Source organism: Pseudomonas sp. FYR_5 (assembly GCF_043106315.1).
GTDB lineage: Bacteria > Pseudomonadota > Gammaproteobacteria > Pseudomonadales > Pseudomonadaceae > Aquipseudomonas > Aquipseudomonas putida_Y.
In genome coordinates this window covers 183,259-196,373 of sequence record NZ_JBICMK010000097.1, presented here as the reverse complement: position 1 = coordinate 196,373, position 13,115 = coordinate 183,259, and the positions used below count along the sequence as shown (strand labels likewise).

Annotated in this window: 12 protein-coding genes and 1 pseudogene; 8 read left to right on the top strand and 5 right to left on the bottom strand. The window is 64.8% G+C overall.

Going from position 1 to position 13,115, the window contains the following annotated elements:
• Positions 1–9: 9 nt before the first annotated feature.
• Both ACF8RA_RS19385 and ACF8RA_RS19380 read right to left on the bottom strand, forming a co-directional pair.
• Positions 10–231 (bottom strand): annotated as a pseudogene (locus ACF8RA_RS19385) (chemotaxis protein); the annotation flags it as partial.
• Between the two features lie 411 nt (positions 232–642).
• Entirely contained in the window at positions 643–1,452 is an 810-nt protein-coding gene (locus ACF8RA_RS19380) for a DNA-binding transcriptional regulator (protein WP_209965210.1), read from the bottom strand.
• Between the two features lie 317 nt (positions 1,453–1,769).
• Between ACF8RA_RS19380 and ACF8RA_RS19375 the strand changes: the two genes are divergently transcribed.
• From ACF8RA_RS19375 to ACF8RA_RS19340, 8 genes are all read left to right on the top strand, one after another.
• Positions 1,770–3,443 carry a bifunctional 3-(3-hydroxy-phenyl)propionate/3-hydroxycinnamic acid hydroxylase gene (locus ACF8RA_RS19375; RefSeq protein ID WP_176684715.1) on the top strand — a complete coding sequence of 558 codons (1,674 nt, stop codon included), beginning with the start codon at positions 1,770–1,772 and terminating at the stop codon, positions 3,441–3,443.
• 1 nt (position 3,444) lies between these two features.
• Positions 3,445–4,389 carry a 3-carboxyethylcatechol 2,3-dioxygenase gene (mhpB, locus tag ACF8RA_RS19370; RefSeq protein ID WP_392514382.1) on the top strand — a complete coding sequence of 315 codons (945 nt, stop codon included), beginning with the start codon at positions 3,445–3,447 and terminating at the stop codon, positions 4,387–4,389.
• Between the two features lie 17 nt (positions 4,390–4,406).
• Positions 4,407–5,270 (top strand): alpha/beta fold hydrolase, encoded by an 864-nt coding sequence (locus tag ACF8RA_RS19365; RefSeq protein WP_392519443.1) that lies wholly within the window; start codon positions 4,407–4,409, stop codon positions 5,268–5,270.
• A 15-nt stretch (positions 5,271–5,285) separates the two neighbouring features.
• Complete coding sequence (gene mhpD, locus ACF8RA_RS19360) at positions 5,286–6,080, top strand: 2-keto-4-pentenoate hydratase (RefSeq protein WP_176684712.1); 795 nt, start codon at positions 5,286–5,288, stop codon at positions 6,078–6,080.
• Between the two features lie 11 nt (positions 6,081–6,091).
• Positions 6,092–7,024: an acetaldehyde dehydrogenase (acetylating) gene (locus ACF8RA_RS19355; RefSeq protein ID WP_209965216.1), complete on the top strand. Its 933-nt coding sequence runs from the start codon at positions 6,092–6,094 to the stop codon at positions 7,022–7,024.
• Positions 7,021–8,031, top strand: coding sequence for a 4-hydroxy-2-oxovalerate aldolase (gene mhpE, locus ACF8RA_RS19350; protein WP_392488279.1), 1,011 nt, complete (start codon positions 7,021–7,023; stop codon positions 8,029–8,031). Before ACF8RA_RS19355 ends, mhpE begins: the two co-directional genes overlap by 4 nt.
• A 151-nt stretch (positions 8,032–8,182) precedes the next feature.
• The gene (gene mhpT / locus ACF8RA_RS19345; RefSeq protein ID WP_176684709.1) at positions 8,183–9,364 is read left to right on the top strand and encodes a 3-(3-hydroxy-phenyl)propionate transporter MhpT; all 1,182 of its coding nucleotides are present in this window, start codon (positions 8,183–8,185) and stop codon (positions 9,362–9,364) included.
• Positions 9,365–9,446: 82 nt separating this feature from the next.
• The gene (locus ACF8RA_RS19340; RefSeq protein ID WP_176684708.1) at positions 9,447–10,718 is read left to right on the top strand and encodes an OprD family porin; all 1,272 of its coding nucleotides are present in this window, start codon (positions 9,447–9,449) and stop codon (positions 10,716–10,718) included.
• Positions 10,719–10,739: 21 nt separating this feature from the next.
• Here ACF8RA_RS19340 and hcaD read toward each other — a convergent pair whose 3' ends face one another.
• From hcaD to hcaC, 3 genes are read right to left on the bottom strand one after another with little or no spacing between them, the layout of a single operon-like run.
• A complete protein-coding gene (gene hcaD / locus ACF8RA_RS19335; protein ID WP_176684707.1) occupies positions 10,740–11,957 on the bottom strand; it encodes a 3-phenylpropionate/cinnamic acid dioxygenase ferredoxin--NAD(+) reductase subunit in 1,218 nt (405 codons plus the stop codon).
• Positions 11,954–12,769 (bottom strand): 3-phenylpropionate-dihydrodiol/cinnamic acid-dihydrodiol dehydrogenase, encoded by an 816-nt coding sequence (hcaB, locus tag ACF8RA_RS19330; RefSeq protein WP_176684706.1) that lies wholly within the window; start codon positions 12,767–12,769, stop codon positions 11,954–11,956. The genes hcaD and hcaB overlap by 4 nt, the downstream gene beginning before the upstream one ends.
• Positions 12,766–13,086, bottom strand: a complete 321-nt coding sequence (gene hcaC / locus ACF8RA_RS19325) for a 3-phenylpropionate/cinnamic acid dioxygenase ferredoxin subunit (RefSeq protein WP_392514380.1) — start codon at positions 13,084–13,086, stop codon at positions 12,766–12,768. Before hcaC ends, hcaB begins: the two co-directional genes overlap by 4 nt.
• Between the last annotated feature and the right edge of the window lie 29 nt (positions 13,087–13,115).

The following is a 13,115-nucleotide window of genomic DNA, read 5'->3' as shown; positions in this document are numbered from 1 at the left end:
TTACCAGGCTCAAACCTTAAACCGGCCGAGTAGTGTCTGCTGACCAACGGCAAGATGATTTAATTGCTGGCTGACGGCAGATGATTGCTCGGCTTGGTCTGACAATGCGCTTACCACCTGGTTGACTGCTTCGACATTTCGGCTGATTTCCTCAGCAACGCTGCTCTGTTGCTCAGCGGCGCAGGCGATCTGTGTATTCATGTCGGTAATGGTACAGACTGCCTGGCGAATACAGGTAGCCCACTGGCTGTGGCAGCGCGACGCGGCCGACGTTGGCATCGTTGAAGCGCGCAACCAGGCCTCCTGGACCATATCCTCGGCGAGGTAGAGTTTCAGCTTCTGACTGCGTGTCGGCACGACAATCACGCTCGCGACCACGATAAAAGGGGCAGGAAGCGTGGCACTATATCGTTGTTGAGAGGTACTGCCAAATGTGATCTAGATGCATTTGTAGAGCGACCCCGGAGGTCTACAGCCATGGCGTGCAGCTTGTGATAGCGCTCTGGATTGTAACGGAAACGGTAAGGATGTTTAGGTGAGCGTGTAAAGACTGTAACCGCTCGCCATTCTGGTATTTTCCCTGTAGATCGACGGAAATCTTGCCGATATCTGAAGCAGCATACTGGTTCCTTTTTGACATTCTTAGTTCACTTTCGGATCAACATTGAGGCCCTCCCGGATTTGCTCAGAAAAAGATTGTAGGGCTGGCAAATAACGCTGCGCAGCTTGTTCGATGCTCATGGCCTTGGCGATGTAGATCAGGCTGACACAGCCCAGTAGTCGTTGGCTGTCATGGTCGTACAGGGGCACCGCAATGGAGGCTATGTTGGCTTCCTGGTTCCAACCCATGTAGTTCTCGCCGTAACCACGATGGCGTGCCTTGCGCAGGATATTGTCCAGCGCCAGACGGTCGCGGGCCAGCTGACATTCGGGCTCGTCGCGGGTGGCCAGCAGCGCCAGGATCTGCTCACGTTCCGCCTCGCCGCAGAATGCCAGGTAGGCCAGGCCGGTTGCCGTTTGCAACACCGGTAGGCGACGTCCGACCATCGAACGGTGGAACGACAGGCGGCTGAAGCGGTGCGTCGTCTCGCGCACCACCATCTCGTCCACGTCCAGCGTGCAGATATCGGTCGGCCACACCACACGTTGCAACAGGTCGCCGAGCAACGGTGCGGCGATGGCGGAGATCCACTGTTCGTCGCGAAACCCTTCGCTCAACTCACGCACCTTGAGGGCCAGACGGAAGCTGTCGTCGGATTCGCTGCGGCGCACGTAGCCTTCGTCCTGCAAGGTCTCGAGCAGGCGCCGAACGGTCGTGCGATGCAGGCCGGTGATTTCGGCCAGGCGCGTTGGGCTGGCACCTCCGTCCAGACGGTTGAGGGCGTTGAGCAGGGCCAGGCCACGGCTCAGCCCACGTACGGTCTTGTATTCGGAGTCTCGATCAATATTCAAGAAGAATCCTTATAAAACAATGATGTGCACTTAGTGCACAACAAGGCGATTTTTCATTGTAGGGCAATCGGCATCATTTCTATACTCGCCGCAACAACTACAAATGCCCTGACAGGGGAATACAACATGCGCCATGCCTGCCTGCCGTCCCTATCCATTGCCTGCGCCTTCCTCCTTCGAAGCGTGGTGACATTCCGCTAGACCCCGTACCAGTCAAAACGCCCCTTCATCCCTCTTGCGCCTGCCTGCGCGAGGACGGTCGCGGCTTGCCTGGAATATGCCGGGGACGCCGTGGGGCAGTGTCGAGGATTACACCAATGAACAAGCCGCATCCAGATCATTTTCAGACCGACTACACCGCAGACGTAGTGATCATCGGTGCCGGCCCGGTAGGGCTGGCCATCGCCAACTATCTCGGCCAGGCTGGGGTGCAGGTGCTGCAGATCGAGAAGCTCGACCAGCTGATCGACTACCCTCGCGCCATCGGCATCGACGACGAGTCGCTGCGGACCGTGCAGGCCATTGGCCTGGTCGAGCAGGTACTGCCGCACACCACACCTTGGCACGCGATGCGCTTCCTGACGCCGAAGGGGCGCTGCTTCGCCGATATCCAGCCAACCACCGACGAATTTGGCTGGTCGCGACGCAATGCCTTCATCCAGCCACAGGTCGATGCTGTGCTACATAGGGGGCTGGCGCGTTTTGCCAATGTGCGCACGCTGTTTTCACGCGATGTGGTGGAGTTCCAGCAGGACGAGCAGGGAGTGAGCCTGCGCATGAATGGCCCGGAAGGCTGCCAGGAAAGCGTGCGTGCCCGCTACCTGGTGGCATGCGACGGTGGCAACAGCCTGATCCGCCGCACCCTGGACATTGCCTTTGAAGGCAAGACCGCCCCCAATCAGTGGATCGTCATCGACATTGCCAACGATCCGCTGGGCACCCCCAACGTCTACCTGTGCTGCGACCCGGTGCGGCCGTATGTGTCGGCGGCGCTGCCGCACGGCGTGCGCCGCTTCGAGTTCATGGTGATGCCGGGTGAGACCGAAGAACAGCTGGGCAAGCCCGAGAACATGCGCAAGCTGTTGGCCAAGGTGCTGCCGGACCCGGACCGCGTCGAGCTGATCCGCAAGCGCGTGTACACCCACAACGCCCGCCTGGCGAGCCAGTTCCGAGTCAAGCGGGTGCTGCTGGCCGGCGACGCTGCGCACATCATGCCGGTGTGGCAGGGTCAGGGCTACAACAGTGGCATGCGTGACGCCAGCAACCTGGGCTGGAAGCTGGCCCTGGTGGTCAAGGGCCTGGCTGGCGAAGCGCTGCTTGACACCTACGAGCAGGAACGCCGTGACCACGCCAAGGCGATGATCGATTTGTCGGTGCTGGCTGGCCACGTGCTGGCGCCGCCCAAGCGCTGGCAAGGTGCTTTGCGCGACGGTATTTCCTGGATGCTGAACTACCTGCCGGCGGTCAAGCGGTACTTCCTGGAAATGCGCTTCAAGCCCATGCCGCAGTACACCAAAGGCGCACTGGTGACCGAGCCGGACAACAAGAGCAAGGCCTCGCCGGTGGGGCGTATGTTCATCCAGCCCAAGGTGCTCACCGAGTCGGGTGACATCCGCCTGTTGGATGACGTGATCGGTAGCAACTTCGCCTTCATCGCCTGGGGCAACGATCCGCTATGGGGCTTGAGCAGCGCCCAGGTGCAGGCCTGGCGTGCACTGGGTGCCTGCTTCATCCAGGTGCTACCGGAAGTCCAGCTCAAGGCAGGGCTTGAAGTGCCGGACGGGGTCGTTCGCGTGGGTGATTGCACCGGCCGCCTCAAGGATTGGTTCGGCCGCTACCCGCTATCGATTGCGCTGTTGCGCCCGGACCGTTTCGTCGGTGCGGTGGCCATTCCACAGACCATCGGCCAGGCCAGCGACACGTTGCTGCGCGCATTGGCTGCCCAGCCCCAGGCTGGCCAACAGGCGCCACTGGCGTCCAAGGTGGCTTGAGATGAGCGCTTATCTGCATTGCCTGTCGCATACCCCGTTGGTGGGTTACGTCGATCCGGAGCAAGCCGTGCTGGCCGAAGTGGATGAGGTGATCGGCGCCGCCCGTGCGCGTATCGCCGCGTTCGACCCGGAACTGGTGTTCCTGTTCGCCCCGGATCACTTCAACGGCTTCTTCTATGACGTCATGCCGGCCTTCTGCATCGGCATGGGCGCCACCGCCATCGGCGACTTCCAGAGCGCCGCCGGCCCGCTCGACGTACCGCGCGACCTCGCCGATGCCTGTGCCGACGCGGTGTTGGCAGCCGGGGTGGACGCCGCCGTGTCCTACTGCATGCAGGTCGACCATGGGTTTGCCCAGCCGTTGGAGTTTCTGCTCGGTGGCCTGGCTGAAAAACCGGTGATCCCGGTATTCATCAACAGTGTCGCAGTGCCACTGCCAGGCTTCGCTCGCGCCCGTCTGCTCGGCGAGGCCATCGGCCGCTTCGCCCGGGGCACCGGCAAACGTGTGCTGTTCCTCGGCTCCGGTGGCCTGTCGCACCAGCCGCCGGTGCCGGAGCTGGCCCATGTCGATGCGCGCATGGCCGATCGCCTGATGGGCAGCGGCCGCGACCTGCCGGCCAACGAACGCCAGGCCCGGCAGGAGCGTGTGATCAGCGCCGCCGAAGGTTTCGTGCGCGATCAGCACACGTTGCATCCGCTCAACCCGACTTGGGACAACCACTTCCTCGACCTGCTGGAGCAACGCCGTTTCGGCGAGCTCGACGCCATGGCCAATGTCGAGCTGTCGGCGCTGGCCGGCAAGTCCACCCACGAGGTCAAGACCTGGGTAGCGGCCTTCGCTGCGCTCTCTGCGTTCGGCGACTACCAGGCCAGCGAGCGCTACTACCGGCCGATCCCGGAGTGGATCGCCGGCTTCGGCTCGCTCAGCGCCCATTCCCTTACCTGATGAACGGAGGATCCATCATGACCAACATCTCTCTCAGTGAAAACGCCAGCAGCCGTTTCGCCCGCATCCGTGAAGGCGATCTCGACCTGCAACTGCACTACAACGACCTCGGCGAAGGCGCCGAGACCGTGGTCATGCTGCACGGTTCCGGTCCGGGTGCCAGTGGCTGGGCCAACTTCAACCGTAACATCCAGCCGCTGCTGGCTGCCGGTTACCGCGTGGTGCTGATGGACTGCCCGGGCTGGAGCAAGAGCGACCCGATCGTCAACAGTGGCTCGCGCTCGGACCTCAACGCCACCGCACTCAAGGGCCTGCTCGACGTACTGGGCCTGGAGCGCGTGCACATTCTCGGCAACTCCATGGGCGGCCACAGCGCCGTGGCCTTCACCCTGAGCTACCCCGAGCGCGTCGGCAAACTGGTGCTGATGGGCGGAGGCACCGGTGGCTCCAGCCCGTTCGTGCCGATGCCCACCGAAGGCATCAAGTTAATCAACGGCCTGTACCGCGAGCCGACCATCGACAACCTGAAGAAGATGATGAACGTCTTCGTCTACGACCCAAGCGACCTCACCGAGGAACTGTTCCAGACCCGCCTGGACAACATGCTCAGCCGCCGCGACCACCTGGAGAACTTCGTCGCCAGCCTGGCCGCCAACCCCAAGCAGTTCCCCGACTTCAGTGCGCGCCTGGGCGAAATCAAGGCCAAGACCCTAGTGGTCTGGGGCCGCAACGACCGCTTCGTGCCGATGGATGTAGGCCTGCGCCTGATCGCCGGTATTGCCAATTCCGAACTGCACGTGTTCAACAACTGCGGCCACTGGGCGCAGTGGGAGCACGCCGACACGTTCAACCGCTTGGTGCTGGACTTCCTTCAGCACTGATTTGAGGTACATCCCATGACCATCGATTCGCAAACCCTTGAGCGCCTGGCCGCCGACCTGCGCCGCGCCCAACAGCAGGGTGAGGCCATCGCCCCGTTGCGTGATGCCATCGGCGTGGAAAACGCCGAGGCGGCCTACGCCATCCAGCGCCTGAACGTTGCCCACGCCCTGGCCGAAGGCCGCCGTCTGGTGGGGCGCAAGATCGGCCTGACCAACCCCAAGGTGCAGGCGCAACTGGGTGTCGACCAGCCGGACTTCGGCAGCCTGTTCGCCGATATGTGCTACGGCGACAACGAAAGCGTGCCGTATGCCAGCGTCATGCAGCCGAAGATCGAGGCCGAGATCGCCCTGGTGCTCGCCCACGACCTGCCCAGTGCCCAGACCACCTTCGCCGACGTGATCGCGGCAACCGGCCATGTGTTGCCTGCGTTGGAGATCGTCGGTAGCCGCGTGCAGGGCTGGAACATCCGCTTCGCCGATACCGTGGCCGACAACGCTTCCAGTGGCTGTTTCGTGCTCGGTGGCCCGGCGCGCCAACTGCATGACCTCGACCTGCGTGGCGCGGCCATGCGCATGACCCGCAACGGTGAGCTGGTGTCCAGTGGCACTGGCGCCGAGTGCCTGGGCCACCCGCTCAACGCCGCTGTGTGGCTCGCCCGTACCATGGCGCGCCTGGGCGAGCCACTGCGGGCCGGCGACATCATCCTCACCGGCGCCCTAGGGCCGATGGTGGCGGTGGCGCCGGGCGACCACTTCGAAGCCGAAATCGACGGCCTGGGCCGTGTCGGCGTGACCTTCAGCGGCGAGTGACGGAGAACAACATGAGCCACAAACGCAAAGTCGCCATCATCGGTTCCGGCAACATCGGCACCGACCTCATGATCAAGATCCTGCGCAATGCCAAGCACCTGGAAATGGCGGCGATGGTCGGCATCGACCCGGCCTCCGACGGCCTTGCCCGCGCTGCCCGCATGGGCGTGGCCACCACCCATGAAGGCGTGCAAGGCTTGACTCGCCTGCCGGTGTTCAACGACATCGATTTCGTCTTCGACGCCACCAGCGCCGGTGCCCACGTGAAGAACGACGCCTTGCTGCGCCAGCACAAGGCCGACCTGCGCATGATCGACCTGACTCCGGCGGCCATTGGCCCGTACTGCGTGCCCGTGGTCAACCTGGAGCAGCATCTGCAGGCGACCAACGTCAACATGGTCACCTGCGGCGGCCAGGCCACCATCCCCATGGTCGCGGCGGTATCGCGCGTGGCCAAGGTGCACTATGCCGAGATCGTTGCCTCGATCGCTTCGAAGTCTGCAGGCCCCGGTACCCGTGCCAACATCGACGAATTCACCGAAACCACCAGCAAGGCCATCGAAGTGATCGGCGGTGCGACCAAGGGCAAGGCGATCATCATCATGAACCCCGCCGAGCCGCCGTTGATGATGCGCGACACGGTGTACGTACTGAGCGAGGTCGCCGACCAGCAGCAGGTGGCGGCGAGCATCGAGGAAATGGCCGCTGCGGTACAGGCCTACGTACCGGGCTACCGCCTCAAGCAGCAGGTGCAGTTCGAAGAAGTGCGCGACCTCAAGCTGCCGGGGCAGGGGACCTTCACCGGGTTGAAAACCTCGGTGTTCCTCGAAGTCGAAGGCGCCGCCCATTACCTGCCGGCCTACGCCGGCAATCTCGACATCATGACCTCTGCCGCGCTGGCTACCGCCGAGCGTATGGCGCAAGCAATGGAGGCCTCGGCATGAACGGCAAGAAACTCTACATCTCCGACGTGACCCTGCGCGATGGCATGCACGCCATCCGCCACCAGTATTCGCTGGATGACGTGCGCGCCATCGCCACGGCACTGGACCGGGCCAAGGTGGACTCCATCGAGGTCGCCCATGGCGATGGTTTGCAGGGCTCCAGTTTCAACTACGGCTTCGGTGCCCACACCGACCTCGAATGGATCGAAGCAGCCGCCGACGCGGTCAGCCACGCCAAGATCGCCACGCTGCTGCTGCCAGGGATCGGCACTATCCACGACCTGAAGAACGCCTACGATGCCGGCGCCCGCATCGTGCGCGTGGCCACCCACTGCACCGAGGCGGACGTCTCGCGCCAGCATATCGAGCATGCCCGTGAGCTGGGCATGGACACCGTCGGCTTCCTGATGATGAGCCACATGCAAACGCCTGAAGGGCTGGCGCAACAGGCCAAGCTGATGGAGGGCTACGGCGCCACCTGCATCTACGTGGTGGATTCCGGCGGGGCGATGAACATGGACGACATCCGTGCGCGTTTCCGTGCGGTGAAGGCCGTGCTCGACCCGGCCACCCACACCGGCATTCATGCCCACCATAACCTCAGCCTGGGCGTTGCCAACTCCATAGCCGCGGTGGAGGAGGGCTGCGATCGCATCGACGCCAGCCTTGCCGGCATGGGCGCCGGCGCCGGCAACGCGCCGCTGGAGGTGTTCATCGCGGCCGCCGACAAGCTGGGCTGGAACCACGGCACCGACCTGTATGCGCTGATGGATGCTGCCGACGACCTGGTGCGCCCGCTGCAGGACCGCCCGGTGCGTGTCGACCGCGAAACCCTGGCGTTGGGTTATGCCGGGGTCTACTCGAGCTTCCTGCGCCATGCCGAGGTGGCCGCTGTCCGCTACGGCATCAAGGCGGTGGACATCCTCGTCGAGCTGGGCAAGCGCAGGATGGTAGGGGGTCAGGAAGACATGATCGTGGACGTGGCGCTGGATTTGCTCAAGCGCTGACCCGAGAAACAGGGCTGCTGCACGGCCCATCGCGAGGCAAGCCCGCTCCACAAGGAGGATGCAGCGCCTGTGGGAGCGGGCTTGTCCCGCGAATGGGTGCACAGCGCTCCGTTGCCAACTCAACCCAACACAAAAACAACATGGGTGATTCATGACATCTGCCAATAACCCGCCTCGCGTGGCCTTTACCATCGGCCTGTGTTTCCTCGTCGCCCTGCTCGAAGGTCTCGACCTGCAAGCTGCCGGCATCGCCGCCCCAGGCATGGCCAGTGCCTTCGGCTTGGACAAGCTGAAAATGGGCTGGGTTTTCAGTGCCGGCATCCTCGGCCTGCTGCCTGGCGCCCTGGTCGGCGGCTGGCTGGCCGACCGTTTCGGGCGCAAGCGCATCCTGATCGGCTCGGTGGCGCTGTTTGGCCTGTTCTCGCTGGCCACGGCCCATGCCTGGAGCCTGCCCAGCCTGTTGCTGGCGCGGCTGTTCACCGGTGTCGGGCTGGGCGCCGCATTGCCCAACCTGATCGCCCTGTGCAGCGAAACCGCCGGCCAGCGCCTGCGTGGCAGCGCGGTCAGCCTGATGTACTGCGGCGTGCCATTGGGCGCGGCGATGGCTGCCGGCATCGGCATCGCCGGCTACAGCGGCGAGTGGCAAACGGTGTTCCATGTCGGTGGCGCTGGGCCGCTGCTGATCCTGCCGCTGCTGGTGGCCTACCTGCCCGAATCGGGCCAGTTCCGCGCCACCGGCCAGGCCGAGGATACGCCGAGCCTGCGTCGCGAGCTGTTCGGTCAACGCGCCACCTGGCTGCTGTGGCTGAGCTACTTCTTCACCCTGATGGTGGTGTATATCCTGATCAACTGGCTGCCGAGCCTGCTGGTCGGGCAGGGCTTCAGCAGCCATGACGCCAGCTGGGTGATGTTCGCCCTGCAGATCGGCGCGGCCATCGGCACGTTGATCCTCGGCCAGGTACTCGAGCGCCTGTCGGCCGGGGTAACCGCCGCCCTGGTATACGTCGGCCTGCTCGCCGCCCTGGCGGGCCTGGGGTTGGCCAGCGTGCTGGCGACTATGCTGGTCGCCGGTTTCTTCGCCGGCTTCTTCGCCACTGGCGGGCAGGGCGTGCTGTATGCCCTGGCGCCGCACTTCTACCCGGTCCGCGTGCGCGCCACCGGCGTTGGTGCAGCGGTGGCGGTCGGGCGTCTGGGGGCCATGAGCGGCCCGCTGGTAGCCGGGCAGATGCTCGCCCTCGGCGCCGGTTCGGCCGGGGTGCTGATGGCTTCGGCACCGGGGGTGGTGATCGCCGGCCTGGCGCTGTTCCGCCTGATCGGCCGTCGCCCGGCCTGACCCCGCCCGCCGTCCAACCTTGCTTGTTCCCCTGCTGCTCACGCGGCAGGGCACCCTACAACTACAAGAAAGTGAAGTGACCATGTACAAGGCCCCAAAAACCTGCCTGGCCCTGGCCATCGGCCTGCTCTGCGCCAACCCCTCCCACGCCGCTGGCTTCGTCGATGACAGCCATGCCGAGCTGGTGCTGCGTAACTACTACTTCGATCGCAACTACGTGGGCCAGACCCCGCAAGCGGCTGCTCGCGAATGGGCCCAGGGCTTGATCCTCAACGCGAGCTCCGGTTTCACCGAGGGCCCGGTGGGCTTCGGCCTGGACGCCAAGGGCATGCTCGGGGTCAAGCTCGACTCCTCGCCCGATCGCGTCGGTACCGGCCTGCTGCCCTACGACCCGGTCACCCGAGAGCCTGCCGACGACTATTCCGAACTCGGCCTGACTGGCAAGATGCGCATCTCGCGTACCGAGCTGCAAGGCGGCACCATCAGCACCTTCCTGCCGATCGCCTTCGCCAGCCCGACCCGGCTGCTGCCGCAGACCTTCCGCGGCGCCTACCTGCGCTCCAGCGACTTCGACCGCCTGAGCCTGCATGCCGGTTGGCTCGACCGCATCAATCTGCGCGACTCCACCGACTACCAGAAGATGAGCGTCGCCGCGCCCAACGGCCGTTTCAACGGCGCAGCCACCTCCGATCGCTTCACCTTCCTCGGCGGCGACTACGCCTGGTCCGACACCTTGACCCTGCGCTACTACCACGCCGAGCTCGACCAGCTGTACCGCAAGGACTACTTCGGGTTCGTCGACGATCGCCCGCTCGGCGCGGGCCGCCTGAAGAGTGATTTGCGCCTGTTCGTCACCGGCGAGGACGGCACCGCCAAGGCCGGCCCGGTCGACAACCGCAACACCGCGCTGATGCTCACCTACGCCTGGGCCAGCCACAGCCTGGGCGTTGGCTACATGCAGCTCGAGGGCGACACTGCGATGCCCTACCTGTACGGTACCGAGCCGCTGGTGATCACCGAAGGTACGCTCAGCTCCGAGTTCATCAACCCCAAGGAGCGCAGCTGGCAGGTCAAATTCGACCAGGACTTCGCCCCATTTGGCGTGCCTGGGCTCAAGGGCATGCTGCGCTATGTGCGTGGCGACAACATTGAGCTGGCGCGCTTCGGTGGCGGCGGCCTGAGCGAGAGCGAGAAAGACGTCGAGCTGTCGTATGTCGTGCAGCAGGGCACGTTCAAGGGCGTGGCGCTGCGTTTGCGCCACGCCTGGTACCGCAACGACTTCCTGCCCGGCGCCACGCACCGGGACGACAACGAGTTGCGGGTCAATGTGGATTACACGGTCAAGCTCTGGTAGGTGCCGGTCGGACGTCCGGGGTCAGGACGCCTTTGCCAGCTGGCGAAGGGCGACGGTTGGGTCGCGCAACAGCGCCTCATCCACCTGCGCGCGCCTGGCGATCAGTTCCTTCGCCGGGCGCATGTCCTTGCCGGCGTTGACCGTGACCGCGCCGACGATGGCGCCATCGGCCAGGCCGAGCGCCACGAAGGGCCCCTGGCCCGGGGTACCGCGCAGCAACCAGTGCGGCGCCGCCATATCGCCGGCGAACTGCACGTTGTAGCCGCACTGGTCGGTCCAGAACCACGGCACCGTGGGTGGGGCAAGGTCCTGGTCGAGCATGTCGGACACTGCGGCGGCGGCTTGCAGGTTGGCATTCTCCCAGCTTTCGATGCGAGAGCGCTGGCCGTCGGCGTCAATCTGCATCACGGCATCGCCGGCGGCGTAGATACCGGTTTGCGAGGTACGGCAGCGCTCGTCGACCACGATTGCCCCTTGTTCGCAGCGCAGGCCGGCGCTGTCGGCCAGGGTGGTGTCCACGCTCACGCCGATGCCGTAGACCAATAGGTCGCCTTGCAGTTGCGTGCCATTGTCCAGGATGAGATGGATGGCATCGCCGCGTCGCTCGGCAGCCCGGACACCGGTTGCGAAGTGAAAGCGCACGCCGCGAGCCTCATGGGTCGCTTGCAGGAAAGCCCCTATCGGTTCCGGCGAATTGCGCAGCATGGCACGCCGCGCCGGGTCGACCACGGCTACCTGCAGCCCAAGTTCGCTCAGGCTGGAGGCAAGCTCCAGCCCGATCACCCCAGCGCCGACCAGCAGGGCTCGCTTGCCGGCCTGTGCCTGGGCCCGTATCTGCTGGGCATCCTCCAAGGTACGCAGCACATGGGTGCACTCGCCCAGGGCGTCCAGTGCCGGCAGACGCCGGGGTTGAGCGCCGATGGTCAGCAGCAGCTTGTCGTAGGCCAGCGTCTCGCCGTTGGCCAGGCTGACGGTGCCGGTCTGGCTGTCGATGGCGGTGGCGCGCAGGCCGAGTTTCAAGGTGATGTCCTGCTCGGCGAATTGCTCGTGCGTGTACAGGGCCAGTTTGCCTTGCTGCGGCTGCAGCAAGGCGTCCTTGGACAGCGGCGGGCGCTCGTAGGGCAGGTGCACTTCCTCGCCGACCAGCACCACGGGCCCGGCATGGCCCTGGCGCCGCAAGGCCATGGCTGCGTTGGCGCCGGCCTGGCCGGCACCGATGATCACGATGCGCGTGTTCATAGTGCCAGCCCTCCGGCGACATTACGGATGCCGCGAATGCCCAGGCCTGCGTCGGCGTTGATCATCACGCCGCTCAAGGTCTGGTTGTTCTGCCGCGAGGCCAGTAGTACGAACGGCCCGGTGAATTCGCTGGCATCGGGGAAGAACTGCAGCGGCAGGATCGCTTTGATCGTATCCGGCGAGCGCGAATCCATGATGCGGGTGTCCTGCTGGCCCAGCGCGGTGGGGCCACGCAGGTCGGTGTTCATGCCGCACGGCCCTACGCCGTTGACCCGTACCTTGGGCGCCAGCTCGAAGGCCAGCTCGCGGATCAGGCCGACCGCCGCGTGCTTGCTGGCGGTGTACAGCGGCCCGCCGCCTTCGGGGTAGAACGCCGAGTTGCTGAGGGTGAAGATCATGCTGCCGCACGACTTGACCAGTTCGGCGGCAGCGGCCTTGGCGCCCAGCAGGTAGCCCTTGACGTTGATTGCGAACAGCTCGTCGAAGCCCTGGGCGAGTTTCTCCGCATTGGTGTCGAGCAGGCGCACGCCGTGATCCCACACGCCGGCGTTGCCGACGAAGCAATCGAGTTTGCCGAAGCGCGCCACGGCGGCATCCACCGCACGCTGGTTGTCGGCGCTACTGCACACGTCGCCCTGGGTGACGACCACATCACCGGCGAAGTGTGCCTGCAAAATCGCGCATTTTTCTGGGGAGCGCTCCAGCACCGCGAGTTTCGCCCCTTCGGCCAGGAAGCGTTCCACCAGCGCCAGGCCCAGGCCCGAGCCGCCACCGGTGATCAGCACCACTTCATCCTGCAACCAGCCGCTCATGCCGCGTCCTCCAGCACCACGTGGATGATGTCGTCGACGATGCTGACCGGGTAGGTGCGCAGTGGGTCGGTGGCGGGCTGGCACAGGGCCGCACCGCTCTTGAGGCAGAACCGCGCAGCATGCAGCGGGCATTCGACGGTAGCATCGTCTTCGATGTAGCCCTCGGACATGGAGGCGTTGCCGTGGCTGCAACGATCGTCCAGGGCATAGAATTCGCCGCCGACGTTGAACACGGCGATCAGCCGGTCGGCAGCTTGCACGGTCACGGCTTCGCCATCGGCGAGCGCGTGGGTTTCACAGACGCTGAAAGTGGTCATGGTAGGGGTACCGGTATTCGGGAGAGTCT